Source organism: Pseudomonas sp. PDM19, from assembly GCF_014852215.1.
Lineage (GTDB): Bacteria > Pseudomonadota > Gammaproteobacteria > Pseudomonadales > Pseudomonadaceae > Pseudomonas.
The window spans coordinates 580,690-598,676 of record NZ_JACVBG010000004.1 but is presented as its reverse complement, the minus strand read 5'-3'; the positions used below and the strand labels follow the sequence as shown (position 1 = coordinate 598,676).

General features: G+C 64.9%; 16 protein-coding genes. 12 read left to right on the top strand and 4 right to left on the bottom strand.

Annotation, left to right across the window (positions count from 1 at the left end; translation table 11 throughout):
* Positions 1-86 precede the first annotated feature (86 nt).
* From IB273_RS24940 to IB273_RS24925, 4 genes are all read left to right on the top strand, one after another.
* Positions 87-413: a hypothetical protein gene (locus IB273_RS24940; RefSeq protein ID WP_081515591.1), complete on the top strand. Its 327-nt coding sequence runs from the start codon at positions 87-89 to the stop codon at positions 411-413.
* A gap of 346 nt (positions 414-759) precedes the next feature.
* Positions 760-3,441, top strand: coding sequence for an autotransporter outer membrane beta-barrel domain-containing protein (locus tag IB273_RS24935; protein ID WP_192225259.1), 2,682 nt, complete (start codon positions 760-762; stop codon positions 3,439-3,441).
* 712 nt (positions 3,442-4,153) lie between these two features.
* Entirely contained in the window at positions 4,154-4,759 is a 606-nt protein-coding gene (locus IB273_RS24930; protein WP_192225258.1) for a biliverdin-producing heme oxygenase, read from the top strand.
* Positions 4,756-6,915 carry a GAF domain-containing protein gene (locus tag IB273_RS24925; RefSeq protein WP_192225257.1) on the top strand — a complete coding sequence of 720 codons (2,160 nt, stop codon included), beginning with the start codon at positions 4,756-4,758 and terminating at the stop codon, positions 6,913-6,915. Before IB273_RS24930 ends, IB273_RS24925 begins: the two co-directional genes overlap by 4 nt.
* Positions 6,916-6,987: 72 nt before the next feature.
* On the opposite strand, the gene IB273_RS24920 is transcribed toward IB273_RS24925, so the two are convergent.
* Positions 6,988-7,254: a DksA/TraR family C4-type zinc finger protein gene (locus tag IB273_RS24920; protein WP_081515587.1), complete on the bottom strand. Its 267-nt coding sequence runs from the start codon at positions 7,252-7,254 to the stop codon at positions 6,988-6,990.
* A gap of 184 nt (positions 7,255-7,438) precedes the next feature.
* On the opposite strand from IB273_RS24920, the gene IB273_RS24915 reads away from it, so the two are divergent.
* Positions 7,439-8,098: a hypothetical protein gene (locus IB273_RS24915; protein ID WP_151188467.1), complete on the top strand. Its 660-nt coding sequence runs from the start codon at positions 7,439-7,441 to the stop codon at positions 8,096-8,098.
* Between the two features lie 24 nt (positions 8,099-8,122).
* Here IB273_RS24915 and IB273_RS24910 read toward each other — a convergent pair whose 3' ends face one another.
* Complete coding sequence (locus IB273_RS24910) at positions 8,123-8,986, bottom strand: isocitrate lyase/PEP mutase family protein (RefSeq protein WP_017518216.1); 864 nt, start codon at positions 8,984-8,986, stop codon at positions 8,123-8,125.
* Positions 8,987-9,194: 208 nt separating this feature from the next.
* Between IB273_RS24910 and IB273_RS24905 the strand changes: the two genes are divergently transcribed.
* The 4 genes from IB273_RS24905 to IB273_RS24890 all read left to right on the top strand — a co-directional run bounded on the left by IB273_RS24905 (position 9,195) and on the right by IB273_RS24890 (position 11,792).
* Positions 9,195-10,460, top strand: coding sequence for an Hsp70 family protein (locus IB273_RS24905; protein WP_192225256.1), 1,266 nt, complete (start codon positions 9,195-9,197; stop codon positions 10,458-10,460).
* Between the two features lie 71 nt (positions 10,461-10,531).
* A complete protein-coding gene (locus tag IB273_RS24900; protein ID WP_151188469.1) occupies positions 10,532-10,750 on the top strand; it encodes a hypothetical protein in 219 nt (72 codons plus the stop codon).
* An 87-nt stretch (positions 10,751-10,837) separates the two neighbouring features.
* The gene (osmE, locus tag IB273_RS24895; RefSeq protein ID WP_151188470.1) at positions 10,838-11,182 is read left to right on the top strand and encodes an osmotically-inducible lipoprotein OsmE; all 345 of its coding nucleotides are present in this window, start codon (positions 10,838-10,840) and stop codon (positions 11,180-11,182) included.
* A gap of 154 nt (positions 11,183-11,336) precedes the next feature.
* A complete protein-coding gene (locus IB273_RS24890) occupies positions 11,337-11,792 on the top strand; it encodes a GyrI-like domain-containing protein (RefSeq protein ID WP_192225255.1) in 456 nt (151 codons plus the stop codon).
* A 101-nt stretch (positions 11,793-11,893) separates the two neighbouring features.
* Here IB273_RS24890 and IB273_RS24885 read toward each other — a convergent pair whose 3' ends face one another.
* Positions 11,894-13,978 (bottom strand): AsmA family protein, encoded by a 2,085-nt coding sequence (locus tag IB273_RS24885; RefSeq protein WP_192225254.1) that lies wholly within the window; start codon positions 13,976-13,978, stop codon positions 11,894-11,896.
* Positions 13,979-14,262: 284 nt separating this feature from the next.
* Here IB273_RS24885 and IB273_RS24880 point away from each other — a divergent pair, with 284 nt between their 5' ends.
* From IB273_RS24880 to IB273_RS24870, 3 genes are all read left to right on the top strand, one after another.
* Entirely contained in the window at positions 14,263-14,796 is a 534-nt protein-coding gene (locus IB273_RS24880) for a ferritin-like domain-containing protein (protein ID WP_045216340.1), read from the top strand.
* A 332-nt stretch (positions 14,797-15,128) separates the two neighbouring features.
* Positions 15,129-15,842 (top strand): hypothetical protein, encoded by a 714-nt coding sequence (locus IB273_RS32005; protein ID WP_192225253.1) that lies wholly within the window; start codon positions 15,129-15,131, stop codon positions 15,840-15,842.
* A gap of 331 nt (positions 15,843-16,173) precedes the next feature.
* Positions 16,174-16,491 (top strand): phage infection protein, encoded by a 318-nt coding sequence (locus tag IB273_RS24870; protein WP_192225252.1) that lies wholly within the window; start codon positions 16,174-16,176, stop codon positions 16,489-16,491.
* A gap of 81 nt (positions 16,492-16,572) precedes the next feature.
* On the opposite strand, the gene IB273_RS24865 is transcribed toward IB273_RS24870, so the two are convergent.
* Positions 16,573-17,883, bottom strand: coding sequence for an MFS transporter (locus tag IB273_RS24865; RefSeq protein ID WP_081515578.1), 1,311 nt, complete (start codon positions 17,881-17,883; stop codon positions 16,573-16,575).
* Positions 17,884-17,987: the final 104 nt, after the last annotated feature.

Genomic DNA, 17,987 nt, shown 5'->3' with positions numbered 1-17,987 from the left:
TCGCCTGCTTCCGCCACAGCGCAATGATGGCTACCCTGCGCTCCCCCTGGGAAAGAGTCCCGGGGGTTGTATCTCAGGAGAGTCATGTGAAGTTTTCCCGTATCGCCGCCACCCTGCTGGCCACCGCCGCCATCGCCGGCTGCACCGGCACCCCGATGAAGACCCAGAACTACAGCCCCGAGCAGTACACCGTGATTGGTCACGGTGAAGGAAAGGCCACCGGGATCATGCTGTTCGGCGTCATTCCGATCCAGCAGAACAACCGCTTCGTGCGCGCCCAGGATGCCGCCGTCAAAGCCAAGGGCGGCGACGCGCTGATCAACACCCAGGTCCAGGAAAACTGGTTCTGGGCCTGGGTCCTGAGCGGCTACACCACCACCGTTTCCGGTGACGTGGTCAAGCTGAACAAGTAAGCGCCCTGCGCTTTTCCGGACTGGTGCGCAATGCCCGGTCCGGCTTCCACCCTTGCCATAAATCAAGCTTTTTCCCATCCCCCGCCCCGCTGCCCGCCGATTGAGATTCGTCTTATTCGGCAACCTGAACGCGCGCTGAACAATGTGCCCACTGATCCGCCAGAGCCCTTACCGGCCGCGGGTCCGGCGTGGCGCAAACACTCGCGACCGCGCCTCCCCAAAGCAACTTCCAGCGAAAGCAGGACCCCGATCCGGAACCCTCCGATCTCCCGCCAGGACAGGCTCACACAGGCGCTGGAAACCCGCCCCGCATCGCCCCACGGCGAGCGGTGCAAGGAGGTTTGCAATGCGCTTTACCAAGACCCTACTGGCCTCGCACATCGCGTTGGCCATCGCCCTGGCGGGGCAGGCCGGCATGGCCAGCGCCACCTGCAGTACCAGCGGCGACGGCAAGACCTACACCTGTGACGAAACCGTGTGGTGGGGCCTTCCCGCTGGCGTGGAAAATGTTCACATCGACACCGGCAACACCCGTGGCGGCATGGCTCCCATGGGCGGCTTCGGCATCTATGGCAACAACGGCCAATACACCATCAAGGAAGCGACAATCCTGACCGGCTCCGTCTCGGGCCTGCTCAGCGGCTACAAGGCCGATGCCATCCAGGCCAATATCGGCACCAACAACATCTCCATCGACAAGCTGACCATCATCACCAAGGGCTCATCGGCCGATGGCATCAACGTCACCGAAAACTCGATCAATTCCACGGTCACCATCGGCGACAATGCCAGTATCACCACGTCCGGCATGGGCGTGCGGGCCAATACCTCGAAGAATGGCGGCACCAACCGCATTCTCCTGGGCAAGGGCGCGGTGATCAGCACCAGCGGCAGCGGCAGCAATGGCAGTGACGGCAACGGCTATGCGGTCTATGCCGGCAACCGTGACAGCGAAGCACTGCTCTACAAGGGCGATGCCGAAGTGCGCATCGACGATGGCAGCACCATCAGCACCTCGGGCTCCAGTGCTCACGCGGTATTCGCCAACCGCGGCGGCGAGATCCACCTGGGCAGCACCGCCATCACCACCGGGAAGGCCAATGCCTACGGCATCTACGTGCAGACCCTTGAGGACTTCAACGGCATGCGTGGCGGCAAGGTGCATCTGTACGGCGACACCCAGGTCACCGTCACCGACGGCAACCGCGCCATGGCCGCCAATGGCGCAGACTCCAGCATCGTCTCGGAGAACGCCGCGATCTACGTGCTCGACAGCAGCGCCGCAGACGACCTCGCCAACCGCAAGGGCGTCGCGCTCTATGCCGAGAACCAGGGCAGGCTCGACCTGAAGATGGCCGCCGGCTCCTACCTCAACGGCACCACCAGCACCGCCACCGACGGGGTGATCGACCTCGCCATGGACGGAGCCGCCAGCCAGTGGTTCATGACCGGCAACTCCAACCTCACCAACCTCTCGCTGACCGACGGCGCACAGCTGATCTACGACCGCCACGACGATCACGGCGAGTACGCCTACAAGACCCTGACGGTGGATGGCGACTTCACCGGCGGCGGCCACCTGGTGATGAACACCTACCTGGGCGACGACAGCTCCGACACCGACAAGCTGGCCGTCACCGGCAGCACCTCGGGCGAGACGCTGGTGACAGTCAACAACACCGGCGGCCCCGGCGCGCAGACCCTGGAGGGCATCCAGATGATCACCGTCGGCGGCACCTCCGCCGGCGAGTTCACCTCCAGCCGGGTAACCGAGGGCGGCTACGAGTACATGCTCCGCCGTGGCGGCAGCTTCGTCGGTTCCACCGGCGCGGACAGCGACTGGTACCTGACCTCCTACAAGCCGACCGAACCGGAAGATCCGGACCCGATCGATCCGGGCCCCGGCCCTGGGCCCGATCCGGAGCCGGAAGATCCCGATCCTGTCGATCCCGGTCCTGAAGATCCGGGCCCCGTCGATCCCGGCCCCGAAGAGCCAGGCCCCGTCGATCCGGGCCCGACCGACCCGGTGCCGGAGCAACCCGCGCCCAGCGACAAGGACCGCGTGCGCCAGCCCGAAGGCGGCAGCTACACCGCCAACCTCGCGGCAGCCAACACGATGTTTCTGCACCGCCTGCACGACCGCACCGGCAACCTGACCTACGTCGATCCGGACACCGGCAAGCAGGTCACCTCGATGCTCTGGATGCGCAACGTCGACGGCTCCAGCCGCTGGGAAGACAGCACCGGGCAGCTGAAGACCGAATCCAACCGCTACGTGCTGCAACTGGGCAGCGACCTGTACCGCAAGCAGACCGACAACGGCGACTGGGTCGTCGGCGTGATGGCCGGCTACGCCAACGGCAACTCCACGACCAGATCGCGCATTACCGGCTACCGCTCGCGCGGCGAGATCGACGGCTACAGCCTCGGCGTCTATGGCACCTGGTACGAGAACAAGGACGACGAGAACGGCGCCTACGTCGACAGCTGGGTCCTGTGGAATGACTTCGATGCTGAAGTGCGCGGCGAGCAACTGGCCAAGGAGAAATACGACGCCAAGGGCATCACCGCCTCCCTCGAGGCCGGCAAGACCTTCACCGTGGCGAAGACCGAAAGCGCCAGCTACTACGTCCAGCCGCAGGCGCAGATCGTCTACATGGGCGTGAAGGCCGACACCCACCGCGAGGCCAATGGCACCAAGGTCACCGGCCAGGGCGACGGCAACATCATGACCCGCCTGGGTGCCCGCGCCGCCGTGCGCAGCAACCAGCAAGGCGGCTTCGCCAACACCTACGGCGTGGAGCCCTACGTGGAAACCAACTGGATCCACAACACCGACGACTTCGGCGCGAAGATGGGCAGCACGAAGTTCGAAATGGACGGCGCCAGCGACATCTTCGAAGTCAAGCTCGGCGCCACCAGCAAGGTGAACAGCCGGGTCAACGTCTGGGGTGAAGTGGGCAAGCAGTTCGGCGACAACGGCTACCGCGACCAGGCGGTGACGCTGGGTCTGAAGGTCAACTTCTGACCCCGCCGTGAACCGGGCCGCCGCAGGCAACTGCGGCGGCCTTTTTCTGCGGACGATTCCCTGTACGAGCACGAGCATGGCACGCCTCTGCAATGAGACATCGGCGTTGGGCAGTTCGCGAGCAAGCTCGCTCCTGCAGGAACAGCACTGCTCTGGCTCTGGCTCTGGCTCTGGCTCTGGCTCTGGCTCTGGCTCTGGCTTTGATGAGGCTTCCAGGGAAACATCCGCACGCGCCGAATGCCCCGTTCAGGAGGCCTCGTTGAATTGGAGTTTCAGGGGTTGAGCGACATGGATGTCGCGAGAGCTGCGATGGGCCAGGGATGGCCCTTCGCAGCGTGCCCCTGAAACTCCAATTCAACGAGGGAATTTTTCGCCCCAAGCGAAAAACCGGATGTCCGGGGCAAGCCTTCTTGGTTACTTCTTCGGCGTTTGGAAGAAGTGACTCGCCCGAGGGGGCGAAACCCAACACATCCGCGCACTCCAATGCGGCGCAAAAATAACCAAGCCAATGCAGTGGACCTGCAACATCAGAGAGAAAGAGAACGCCGGCCCGGCCGGCGGATCGCGGGCATGGCCCGCTCCTGCAGGGAGACTTCTGCGCCCCTCGAAAACCCTGACATTTCGATCAACTTTTCCCCTATCGCCCCGGTCGTACAACCCGAACTGCTATGCTCTGCAGCTCGAAGAAAAAGGTGGACCCGCGATGAAGGCGATGACTTCGCAACCGAACGAACGCCCGGGCATCTCGCCTGCGCTGGCCGCTTTGCGCGCCGCTACCCATGAGCTGCATGCCGACCTCGACAGTCGCTCCCCGCTCACTGCCGCACTGACCCAGGCCGACTACCTCGACCACGCCGCCCGCGTGCTGGGCTGGATGCGCCCGCTGGAGCAAGCCCTCTGGCCGCTCTGGCCCGACGCAGAAGATGCACGGCTGCGACGCGGCAAGAGCCAATGGCTGGAAGCCGATCTGCAGGCCGGCTCGCAGGCCACCGCCGACCTGCCCGACTGTCCCGCCGCCCCGGTCGCGATCAACCTCGCCGAAGCCTTCGGCATCGCCTACGTCGCCGAGGGCGCGACCCTGGGCGGAAGGGTGCTCTACAAGCGCCTCAAGGCCTCGCTCGAACCGCTGCCGCTGCGCTGGCTGCAGGGCTACGGCGAACACACCGGCGAACGCTGGAGCGCTTTCCAGCGCCTGCTGGCCGAGCATGTCACCACTGCCGAGGACATCTCCCGCGCCCAGGCTGCCGCCGTGTGCGCCTTCACTTCGTTCCGCGACTGGGTGCTGGACGTCGCCCCGAACCGGGCGGTCCCGGCATGAGCGAGCAGACGGTCACCCTCGCCAACTGCGAGGACGAACCCATCCATGTGCCGGGCGCGATCCAGCCCCACGGCGCGCTGATCGCCCTCGACGAACAGGGCCGCGTGCTCGGCTTCAGCGACAACCTCGGCACCCTGCTGGGCATCGCCCCGACGCTGGGCGAGCCACTGGCCGAGGCGGACGTCGGCCCCGGCGTGCTGGCGATGCTCGCTGAAGGGCTCAATGAAGCAGGCCCCTGGGTCAACAGCGTGGAAACGCGGATCAACCGGCGCTTCTTCGACGTGATCGGCCACAGCCATGACGACGTGCGCTACCTGGAATTCGAGAGGCGCGCTGCCGGGACCGCGTCCTTCACCACCTTCGCCCTCAACGCCCAGCGCCTGGTCAGCCAGCTGCAGTTGCGCAACGACGTCGAGAGCCTGCTGGTCAGCGTCACCGAGGAAGTGCGGCGGATGACCGGCTACGACCGCGTCATGGCCTATCGCTTCAACGAGGACGACTCCGGCGAGGTGGTCGCCGAATCTCGCCGCGAGGACCTGGAAAGCTACCTCGGCCAGCGCTACCCGGCCTCGGACATTCCCGCCCAGGCGCGGCGCCTGTACCTGCAGAACCCGGTGCGGCTGATCGGCGACGCGGCCTACCAGCCGGTCGCCGTGCGCCCCACGCTGAACCCGGGCAGCGGCAAACCGTTCGACCTGAGTTTCAGCACCCTGCGCAGCGTCTCGCCGATCCATTGCGAGTACCTCGCCAACATGGGCGTGCGCGCGTCGATGAGCATTTCCATCGTGGTCGGCGGGCGCCTGTGGGGGCTGTTCTCCTGCCACCACATGAGCCCGAAGGTGGTGCCCTACCCGATCCGCATGTCGTTCCAGGTGTTTTCCCAGGTGTGCAGCGCCATGGTCGAACGCCTGGAGCAGAGCCGCGTCAGCGAACTCCTGCGCCAGGCCTCCGAGCGCCAGCAGGCGCTGCTGCGCCGCACCCGCGACTCCGACGACCTGCTCAGCGCGCTGTCACGCCCCGGCGCCAGCATCGCCGACCTGCTGCCGTGCGACGGCGCGGTGGTGATGCTCGGCGGGCGCGCCAGCAGCATCGGCGGTGACTTCGACGACCTGGCGGTGGCCATGGTCGCCCAGCTGCAGCAGGACGAGGAGCTGGACCTGTTCCACAGCGACCAGCGCCTGGAACTGCCCGATGGCCCGCACGACCCGCGCTACTGCGGCGTCATGGCGATCCGTTTCCATCGCCAGGAGTCGGGCTGGATCGTCTGGCTGCGCCTGGAGCAGGTGCACCGTATTCGCTGGGGCGGCAAGCCGGAGAAGATCATCAAGACCGGCCCCTCCGGCGCGCGCCTGACCCCGCGCGGCTCGTTCGAAGCCTGGGAAGAAGTCGTGCGCGGGCGCTCCATGCCCTGGACCGGCATCGACCTCTCCATCGCCGAGAAGCTGCGCACCGAACTGGTGGAGCTGTGCCTGAACCGCGCCGGCGAGATCGACCGCATGCGCCAGCGCCTGATCGCCGTGCTCGGCCACGACCTGCGCAACCCGTTGCAGTCGATCTCCATGGCGGCGGCCATGCTTTCCTCCAGCGACGTGCGCAACGCCGAGCTGCGCCAGCACATCACCTACTCCAGCAGCCGCATGGAACGCCTGATCAGCCAGATCCTCGAGATGAGCCGGCTGCAGAGCGGCGCGGGAATGACCGTGAAGCCGGTGGGCGCAGACCTCTCGCGGCTGGTGCGCGATATCGTCCAGGAAACCGACGTGGCCTATCCGGGCCTGTCCATCGAGACCGCCATCGAGGAGGGCGTGCAGGCGCAAGTCGACCCGGACCGCTACCTGCAGGTGATCGCCAACCTGCTGAGCAATGCCCGTCACCATGGTCGCCCCGGCCGCCCGGTGCTGGTGGAACTGCGCCGCCAGGGCGAGCTGGCGCGGCTGAGCATCCTCAACGAAGCCGAAGCGCTGGATGAGGCGCGCCTCGCGAACCTCTTCGAGCCGTTCAAGCAGGACGCCGGCGGTCATGGCCGCAACAAGAGCGGGCTGGGCATCGGGCTGTACATCTCCCAGGCCATCGTCAGCGCCCACGGCGGCCGCATCGAAGTCGAGCAGGCCGACGGCATCATCACCTTCAGCGTGCTGGTGCCGCTGAAGCCCTGACCCCTGGCGCCGATAATTGCCCACGAAAAACGGCGCCCCATGGGCGCCGTTTTCATGTCGTGCGACAGCCACTCAGCGCAACTGGCTGTCCTTGCTGCCGCGGCGGTTGTAGCCGGCGTAGGCCGCCTGCTCCTTGTCGTGCTCGGCCTGGCAGTTCACGCACAGGCGCACGCCGGGGATGGCCTTGCGTCGCGCCTCGGGGATTGGCGCGTCGCACTCTTCGCAATGGGTCAGGCTCTCGCCCTTGGGCATCTGGTTGCGTGCCCGTGCAATGGCGTCCTCGATGGTGCTGTCGATCTGCTCCTGAACCGCTCCGTCGTTTGCCCAGCCGCTGGCCATGGCGACCTCCGTCAATTGATCAGTATCTGTACAGATATGAAGGGTGTCCGGAGCAATTGCAAGGGGCGGTCGCCCTGGAGCAAAAGCGGCGCTTTACGTCAGCAGTATCAGATTCACCTTACAGGCAAGACGGACCGTGAAACTGAGAATGGCGACCTTTCCATTGCCATCGAAGGAACCCGTCATGCGCTCCATTCCCGTCCTGCTCGCCGGCCTGCTGCTGTCCGGTGCGCTGTCCTGCACCGCGCTGACCGCCCAAGCGAGCGCCCGGCGGACCGATCCGTTGCTGCAGGACATCGAGCGCTACCTGCTGCTCTACGCCGCTACCGGTGATGATCGCTTCCTGGTCCGGCTGGACAGTCTGGGCGTGGTGTTCGAAAGCCAGCTCGAAGGGCAGAAGCAAGCCAAGGCGCTGAAGGACATCTGGCAGCTGCATCAACAGACCTTGCTGAAGGTGCGCGAGGCCTACAGCAGGAAGGGCATCAACCTGCAGCAGGCGCTGCAGCAGACCCGGGAGGTCGCCGAACTCTTCGACAGCTTCCTGGCCAGCAGCTCGGACAGTGCTCCCTCGATGATCGGTGAACTGCGCGAACTGGCGCTGCTGGAAGCCCGGGGAGCCAATCGCAAGCTGCTGGGCGAACCGTCCGCGACGGACAGCCAGCGCATCGAGGCTCTGCGCACGAGCCTGCAATCACACCTCGAGGCGTTGCCGGACACCCCGGAGCGCAATCGCCTGCTGGCGCACTGGGCGTACCTGCGCAAGAGCCAGGCGGCCGGCGGCACGCTGCTCTACCCGTTCAACGCGCAGATCGAGTACCTCACCACCCACGCACCGCAGAGCTGATGCTCCGGGGTAGGCAGGGATGTCTTACTCTTTCACTTCCATGTATTCGCGTGCCCAGATCTGGTACTCCTCGGGCAGCGTGTACTTCTTCGCCAGCTCCGAAGCGGTCAGGTCGGAGGCATGCACGCCGCGCTGCTCGCGCAGGCAGTCGTAGGTGGCCTTGATCGCGGCGAAGTAGGCAGCGTGGCCATCGACCACGATGCGCACACCCAGCTCGGCCAGGCGGGCGTCGTCGCGCAGCTCCGGGTTGCCATAGGACACCAGCATCAGCGGCACGGACAGGTGGCGGGAGATGGCTTCCAGGTGGTCGAAGTCGCGGATGCCGACCATGCAGATGCCGTCGGCACCAGCGGCCTGGTAGGCCAGGGTGCGGCGGATCACGTCGTCCACTTCCAGCACTTCGGCGTTGGTGCGGGCGATGATCGCCATTTCCGAGTCGATGCGCGCTTCCAGTGCCGCGCGGATCTTGCCGACGCCTTCCTCGACCGGGATCAGGTCGGTGGACTTGCGGCCGAACTGCGCGGGCAGCAGGGTGTCCTCAATGGTCAGCGCAGCCACACCGGCGCGTTCCAGCTCGACGATGGTACGCATGGTGTTCAGCGCGTTGCCGTAGCCGTGGTCGGCGTCAGCAATCACCGGCAGGCGGGCGACACGACCGATGCGGGTGGCCTGCTCAGTGAATTCGCTCAGGGTGATCAGCGCGAAGTCCGGCGCCGCCAGAACTTGTAGTGAAGCTACAGAACCGCCCAGGATGCCTACTTCGAAACCCAGGTCACCGGCGATGCGCGCGGACATGGGGTCGAACACCGAAGCGGTGTGATAGCAGGCTGAAGAATTCAGTAAGGCGCGGAAATCCTTGCGCAATTCGTGGAAGGAGGCTCTGTGCATGGTGGGATCCAACTGCTTGTACGGGGTGGGAGAACGGAAATCAGATAGTGGAAAACTCTTGTAGGAAAACTACAGGAACACAATGTAGCAAAACTACAAGCTACTCCCCAAGCCCTGTTTGCCACCATCGCTTCCCGACGGATACCCTGATTTTCCTACAGCGCTCGCGTACACTGCGCGGCCGTTTTTTCTCCGGACATCCTGCACCATGTTCCCGACCACTGCGGCCCGCGCCCTGGGCATCGACTTCGGTACCTCCAACTCCACCGTCGGCTGGTGGCGTCCGGACAGCGAACCGCTGATCGCCCTGGAAGACGACAAGATCACCCTGCCCTCGGTGATCTTCTTCAACGTCGAGGAACGCCGCCCGGTGTACGGCCGCCTGGCCCTGCACGAATACCTGGAAGGCTACGAAGGCCGCCTGATGCGCTCGCTGAAAAGCCTGCTGGGCTCCTCGCTGCTGAAAAGCGAGACCACCGTGCTGGGCAGCGCCATGCCGTTCAAGGACCTGCTGGGGCTGTTCATCGGCGAGCTGAAGAAGCGCGCCGAAGCGGTTGCCGGGCGCGAGTTCGATTCCGTGGTGCTGGGCCGCCCGGTGTTCTTCGTCGACGATGACCCCAAGGCCGACCAGGAAGCCCAGGACACCCTGGTCGCCGTTGCGCAGAAACTCGGCTTCAAGGACGTGTCCTTCCAGTACGAACCGCTGGCCGCGGCCTTCGACTATGAGCGCAGCATCGAGCGTGAAGAGCTGGTGCTGATCGTCGACATCGGCGGCGGTACCTCCGACTTCTCGCTGGTGCGCCTGTCGCCGGAACGCCGCGAAGTGGCCGACCGCCAGGGCGATATCCTCGCCACCGGCGGCGTGCACATCGGCGGTACCGACTTCGACAAGCAGCTGAGCATCCAGGGCGTGATGCCGCTGTTCGGCTACGGCAGCAAGATGAAGAGCGACGCCTTCATGCCGACCAGCTACCACCTCAACCTCGCCACCTGGCACACCATCAACGCGGTGTACGCGCAGAAGTCCCAGCTGGCGCTGCAGAACATGCGCTACGACATCGTCGACGCCACCGGCATCGACCGCCTGTTCAAGCTCATCGAGCAGCGCGCCGGCCACTGGCTGGCGATGCAGGTGGAAGCCAGCAAGATCGAGTTGTCCGACACCGAGCGCCGCGACATTGACCTCGCCCGCATCGAAGCCGGCCTGGTCGCGGAACTGAGCCGCGAGCTGTTCGAAGGCGCCATCGGCCCGCTGCTGGAGCGCGTGCGTGGCAGCATCAGCGAACTGCTCAACTCCGCCGACGTGGACCCGGCACGAGTCGACACCGTGTTCTTCACCGGCGGCTCCTCCGGCGTGCCGGCCCTGCGCCAGAGCGTGGCGGCGATGCTGCCCAATGCCCGCCACATCGACGGCGACCGTTTCGGTGGGATCGGCAACGGCCTGGCCATCGAAGCGATGAAGCGCTACGGCTGAGCAGCCGCTCACTGACGCGAATGCCGCCATGCGCTAGTGTGGCGGTATACCCCTCGCGCCCGGAGTCCGCCATGCGCCCCCTCCAACTGCCCCTCCTGCTGCTCCTGGCTGCCGCGCTCTCCGCCTGCGGCCTGGGCGAGACTGCCGCCACGGCGGCCACCACTGCCAACCTGCAGGCCCAGCAGGCGCAACAGGCCCAGCAGCAGATGCAGCAACTCAAGCAGCAGATCGATGCGGCCAACGTGCAGAACCAGCAACGCCTGGACGATGCCCTGAAAGAAGCCCAGTGAGGCCTGCGTCCCACAGATTTCTTGAACGCCGGATCATGACCTAGGCTCCAAGTTGAGCGAGTGAGTTGCTCAACCAAGGAGAACACCATGTACAAGCGATCACTGCTGGCGCTGTTGGTACTGGCCTCGGTGGCGGGCTGCGCCTCCACCAAGGTGCAGAACCCGGTCAACTACATCACCTACCGCGACGAGCCGCTGGTGCGCAATGTCGAGAAGGGGATGAGCCAGGAAGAAGTCCTGAAGATCGGCGGCACCCCGTCGGCGACCCAGAAGCGCCTGATGAAGCCGGGCAGCTGCAACAGCTACATCCTCAGCAAGGACGGGCAGCAACAGCCCTTCTACGTGAGCTTCGACGGCAGTGGCCGGGTGGACGGGTCGGGGTTCATGACCTGTTCCGAGCTGGACCGCCACGAGCGTGATTACCAGCCGTAACCAAGGCCTGAGCGGTGAAGAAAATGCCCTCGCCCGCTGGCGGGGGCTTTTTCGTCTGGCACCTTCATCGGCAACGCGTCGCAGGCGCGCGGGGTTGTTCCCTTCGGGCCTTGACGACGGTCTATCATCCCCGCAGCCATCTCAGGAGCCGCCCATGAAATACCGCATCATCGAACTGCCCGCCTTCGACGTGGTGGGCATGGACTACCGCGGCAGTGCGCCGGGCGACAGCATCGGCCAGCTGTGGCAACGCTTCCTGCCGCGCGAGCAGGAGGTCACGGCCAGCGCGGCGGACAAGACGGCCTATGGCGTCTGCACTCAACTGCCGGGCGGTGAGTTCCACTACATCGCCGGCCTGCCGGTGGATGCCGGCGCGGCCGTGCCCGAGGGCATGGTCAGCTTCGCGGTGCCCGCGCAGAAGTACGCGGTGTTCACCCACATCGGCCCGGTCAGTGCCATCGCCGACAGCTTCCAGGCCATCTATTCCAGCCTGCTGGCCCGCCACGGGCTGGAGCCGAAGAAAGGCGTGGACCTGGAGCGCTACACCGAACGCTTCCTCGGCCCGCAGGACCCGGCGTCGGAAACCGATCTGTACGTCCCGATCTACTGATCCGCCGGTAGGGCGCATAACGCCTAAGGCGTTATCCGCCTGAATGGCGGATAACCCGTACCGGGTTATGCGCCCTACGCACTGGCGTCACCGGCAGGAGCTCATTTGCCCTTCGTGGGCGCTTTCGCCGGCTGCTTCATCTGCTCCAGCAACGCGGTGCACTGGTTGTCGTCCTGCTTGCTCGGGGCGACAAGTGCCAGCAGCGCTGCCGCCGGGGCGACTGCCACACCCAGGGCTACCATCCCCGCACCGCGCGCAGCCAGCGGCAGGACATGCACACCCGCCTTCGGGTTCTTGAAGGTGCCCTGCACATAGAGCGGCGAGCGCAGAGAGAAGATGCGCACGCCCTTGCTCTGCGGAGTGATGTCCAGGTCCAGCTGCTCAGTGGCGAAGTTGGCCGTGCCGTCCACCGTGATGATCGCGTTCTCGGTGTCGAAGGCGAACACCCGCGGCTTGGCCAGGCCATGGGTGATGCCCACGTCGGCAGCGGCGCAGTTGATCTTCACTTCGTCATCGCCGAACAGCTTGTTCACCACGTAGTTGCCCACGTTGAGCCCGGCGATCTCCATCAGGCTGCGGCTGATGCGCCCGTCGTTGATCAGCAGCTTCATCTCGCCGTTGGCGCCGGCGAGGATGGTTGCCACCGAATTGCCGGTGCCGCTGATGGCCGCGTCGCCATTCAGCTCGCCGAAGCTCGACTGCATCGGCGCGAAGCTGGGGAACAGCTCCTTGAGCTTGAAGCTGCGCGCCTGCAGCTGGACCTTGCTCTGCAACGGCGTCTTGCTGCCGTCCAGGCGGATGTGCGAGTCCAGCGTGCCGCCGGCCACGCCGAAGCGCAGCGGCTCCAGGGTCAGCAGGCCATCGTTGAGCACCAGGTGGGTGTAGAGATCGCTGATCGGCAGCTTGTCGCTGTGCACGATGCGCTTGCCGGTGAACTCCACGTCGGCGTCCATGGCGCGCCAGCGGTCGGTGCGGAACTCTTCCACCGGCAACACCTTGTCCGCCGGCTGGCGGGTGCTCTGGCCGCGCGCCTGCTTCTCCTTGTTGGAGTCGGCGCCGATCAGCGGACCGAGGTCGGCCATGCGCAACTGGTCCGAGCGCAGCTTGCCGGAAAGCTTGGGCCGCGGCTGGCGATTGACGAACACCAGGTCGCCATGCAGATCGCTGTCGCCGACCTTGCCGTTGAAGTTCTCGTAATGGAACTGCGCGCCGGCCGAATCGTGCAGCTCGGCTTTCAGGCGGCCGTCGGTCTCGTAGGCCGGCGTATCGGGCAGGGTCACGCCGGTGAGCGGGAAGAGGTTGGCCATGCTGGTGCCAGCCAGCTTCAGGCGCAGGTCCAGCGCGCCGAGGTTCAGCGGGTCGACCAGCGTGCCGACGATGCTCGCGCGGGTGCTGCCGGCGGAGACGTCGGCCTGCACCGGGAAGGGTTTGGCGGCATCCTGCAGGGCGAGCATGCCGCCGACCTTGCCCGAGCCGTTGAGCGGCAGACCCTTGTACTGGCCCTTGAGCTTCCAGCCGAACACGTAGTCCTGGGTTTCGGCCTTGTCGCCGCCGGCCAGCGCCTTGCCCGCCAGTTCGCCGAACGGCACCGGCTTGCCGAGCGGGTCCACCAGCAATTCCAGGCGAGTCTTCAGGCGCTGGTCATCGAGGGTGACACTGCCCTTGTCGAAGCCGATCTCGCCGATATCCAGCTTCCACGAAGACTGCTCGGGCGGGGCGTTGGGGTCTTCTTCCTTCTTCGGCAGCTCGAAGGTCCAGGTCGCCCGCCCATCCGCGAGCCGTAGCAGATCGGCGCTGGGGCGGGTGAGGACGATCTGCGGGATGTTCACGGTCTGCCACAGCAGCGGCAGCGGGGCGAGGCGGAACTCCACCTTCTCCAGGCTGGCAAAGTTCGTCGAACGCGTCTTGCCGGCCGCCCAGTCGGGGTTGCCCAGGGTGATGTCCGCGGCGCTGAAATGCGGCCACGGCACATAGGCGCGCCAGCCGCCTTCGTCCGGCTCGGTGCGCCAGAACACCTGCAGGTCGCCATTGATGGCGAAGGGGCGGCCCAGCTCGGCCGAGACCTTCTCGTTGATGGTCGGCTTCACCCGGTTCCAGTCGAAGGTGGCGATGAACACCACCAGCGCGGCGATTACCGCGATGAAACCCTTGAAGCTCCAGAGGCAGATTCGTTTCCCGCGCGTCATACCTGAACTCCCTGCTTGCCGCGTCGGTGGAAGCAGCGACGTCCCCACGTCGCTGCCGGTCATCATCGGCCGCCTGAGCATGCCGGGCCGGCATTCTCCCTTGGCCTGTCGTCTTGGACCAGCATAGCGAGGTGATGGCTCCCGCAATCTGCGCGGCAATTGTGCGCGACGGCGCTGCCGGGCAAAAAAACCAAACTTTCAAGGCGGCCCGCGACTCACACCCTTGAGACCCGAACCAAGCCGCGCGCCACCGCAGCGCCGGCCCGCCGTTAAGGAGATACCTGATGAACCAGGCACAACTGACCGACGTCCAGACCCTGCGCCAGAGGGCGCGCCAGAACATCGAGGACGGCGCAGTGACCGAGGGCTACCATGCCGACCGCAAGACCGTGCTGCGTCTGCTCAATGAGTCGCTGGCCACCGAACTGGTCTGTTACCTGCGCTACAAGCGCCACTACTTCATGGCCACCGGACTGAAAGCCAGCGTGGCCGCCGCCGAATTCCTCGAGCACGCCACCCAGGAACTGCAGCACGCCGACCTGCTGGCCGAGCGCATCATGCAGCTGGGCGGCGAGCCGGACTTCAATCCCCACGGGCTGACCGAGCGCTCCCACGCCGAATACGTGGCCGGCGCCAACCTGCGCGAGATGATCACCGAGAACCTGGTCGCCGAACGCATCGCCATCGACAGCTACCGCGAAATCGTCGTCTACCTGGGCGACGACGACCCGACCACGCGCCGCCTGTTCGAGGAGATCCTCGCCCAGGAGGAAGAGCACGCCGACGACATGGCCGACCTGCTCCAGGACCTGAAGTAACCCCGCCATCGCCCGCATCGATGCCCGACTCCGGCCGGGCTTCGTGCTTGCGCGCCCTGCCATTCGGCGAAGACCCGCATCCCAGAGCCGTTGAGCCAGACCTGCCCCACAAATACATCGAATAATCAGATACTACCAATCACGCCGATATCGCCCATCGAAGGCGTTGATAGAAGTCAATTTTCACAACCAAGTATCTGATTTTAAAGATACTATTCAACAATCATCGACATCGATAGCGACTATCTTTCGGCATCGTTTTCTAATCGATAATCCAGAACAGATACTGAGTCCGTGTCCAACGAACTCCCCACTCTTTCTGGAGCCGCATCATGAAACGCACCCTCGTACTTGGCTTTGCCCTCTCCGTACTTGCTGCCAATGCCGCTTTCGCCGGCTCCCAGCAGGAATCCCCTGTCATCAACGCCAGCCAGACCCAGATCCTGGTTCAGGAAGGCGCCGAACGCAGCCTGGGTCAGCAGCAGAAACAACTGGACGCGGCCAAGGCCCGTATCGCCGAAAACGGTTCCAGCCAGTCGGTTGATCGCCTGATCCAGAAAATGAACGTGGCCGAGAACGGCTCCAGCCAGACCGTCGACCGCCTGCACAAGCAACTGGGCGTGGCTGAAAACGGCTCGAGCAAAACCATCGACCGCCTGCACCAGGCCATGAACGTCGCCGAGAATGGCTCCAGCCAGACCGTCGACCGCCTGCACAAGCAACTGGGCGTGGCTGAAAACGGTTCGAGCAAAACCATCGACCGTCTGCACAGCGAAATGAGTGTTGCCGAAAACGGTTCGAGCCAGTCGGTTGACCGCCTGCACCAGGCCATGAACGTCGCCGAGAATGGCTCCAGCCAGACCGTCGACCGCCTGCACAAGCAACTGGGCGTGGCTGAAAACGGTTCGAGCAAAACCATCGACCGCCTGCACAGCGAGATGAGCGTTGCCGAAAACGGTTCCGAGCACACCGTCGACCAACTGCACAGCAACATGGTCGCCGAGTCCGGTGGCGATACCGTCTTCGATGCCCACCTGAAGGCCTGACGCCCAAGGCAGTACACCGCAAGGTGAGAGAAAAGCCCGGCCCCGCCGGGCTTTCTTATCGCTCGAAGTTCACGAAACCCCGCCATCGATAACAGGCCAGCCGTGATTTGTAACGGCGCCTTGCCTGAAACCTCCTGAAACGCACCTGAAAACACCGCCCTAGAGCGGTTTTCGTCGTTACATCATTAACGGCGATAGTAGAAATTAGCCGGCTAAATAATCGACATCGCTGATGCTCTGTATTACCCGGCATCGTTTTTAAATCGATTTATCCGAAGGGAAAATAACCCCGTAGCCAAAACAAACCGCCCCCCTTTCGGAGCCACACAACATGAAACGCCAGATCGCCCTCAGCCTTGCACTCACTTCCCTGATGTCCGCCAGCGCCGTCTTCGCCGCCCCGGCCATCCTCAACAACGGCCCGCGCTCCCTTCCGCAACACGAACACCAGCTGCAGCAGAAGAGCGCTGAAGCCCGTGTCGCCGAAAACGGCTCCGACCGCACCATCGACCGCCTGCACAAGCAGATGGATGACGTCCGCGTAGCCGAGAACGGCTCCGAGCACACCATCGACAAGCTGCACAGCAACATGGTCGCCGAGTCCGGTGGTGACACCGTGTTCGATGCCCACCTCAAGCGTGTTTCCTGATCCAGACGAAATACGCCTGACAGGCGAAAGAAAAGCCCGGCATCTGCCGGGCTTTCTCATTTCTGCGTTAGCGCAATTCGATCAGAGCTTCGTCTCGCCAGCATCCGGCTCGCCATCGGAGCGACCAATGCTCGCCGGCGCTTCCACCACCAGTTCCTCCGGCACTTCCTCGACACGCGGGTCCAGCGCGGCGGCCATCGGGCTGACGGTGTCGGGCATGGCCACGTGGTGCAGCGGCGCCTCGTCGACGCGGTGCACACCGGTGACGCGCTTGGGTTGCACCCAGAAGATCAGGATCAGCGCATAGGCCGAGACCAGCATGTAGAACATTCCCGGCCCGAAGTGACGCATCATCGCGCCGGCGAACAGCGGGCCGATGCAGGCGCCGACGCCGTAGGTCGTCAGCAGCATGGCCGACAGCGCCACCCGGCGCGATTGCTCGACGTGGTCATTGCCCAGCGCCACCGCCAGTGGATAGAGGGTGAACAGCAGCATGCCGGTGACGAATCCGTTCGCCAGCAGCAGCGTATAGGGCAGTTCGATCAGCCCCCACATCGGCACTGCGGCCAGGCACAGCAGCAAGGCGTTGGCGCGGATCAGCCAGCTGCGGTTGACCCGGTCCGACAACCAGCCCAGCGGCCACTGCGCGCAGAAGCCGGCGACGATGCACATGCCGACGAAGAAGCTCGACTGCGCGGTGTCCAGGCCGTTGCGCGCCGCATACACCGGCGCCAGGCCGTAGAACGCGCCGACCATCAGGCCGGCGACGAAGATGGTGCCCAGCGATTGCGGCACGCGCTTCCAGAAGAAGCCGATCTCCAGCGGCGCCGCCACCAGCTTGGCCGGGTGGACGCGACGGGTCAGCGCCAGCGGGATCAGGCACGACGAGAAGCACATGGCGACCAGCAGCAGCGGCTTGTAATCCAGCGCCGGGCTAAGCGCCAGCAAGCCCTGGCCAACGACCAGGCCGGCGTCCACCGCCACCATGTAGCCGGCGAACACCTTGCCGCGCTGGTGCCCTTCGGCCTGCTCGTTGAGCCAGCTCTCGATCACCATGTACTGGTTCATCATGACCGCGCCCATCACGAAGCGCAGGACGATCCACACCTCCAGCTGCGAAACCAGCGCGTGGATCAGCACGATCACCGTGGCCATGCCGGCGCAGGCGACGTAGGAGCGGATGTGGCCGAAGCCGGCGATCAGCTTGTGGCCGAACTTGCCACCACAGACCAGGCCGAAGTAGTACGCCGCCATCAGACCGCCGACCCAGAGGTCGCTGACGCCTTCCTGGGTCAGGCGCAGGCCCATGTAGGTGGTGAACAGGCCGGAGCCGGCGAGCATCAACAGCGTGGCGGTGTAGAGCGCGGGAAACGTGACGAGCGGGCTGAACATGGCAAGTCCGGCAGGAAAATGAGGAAGGTGGGTGTCAGGGCAAGGTTAGCCGTCCGCACATCGGACAGCGGTCATGCGGCAAAGATCACATGGTTTGCAGCAGG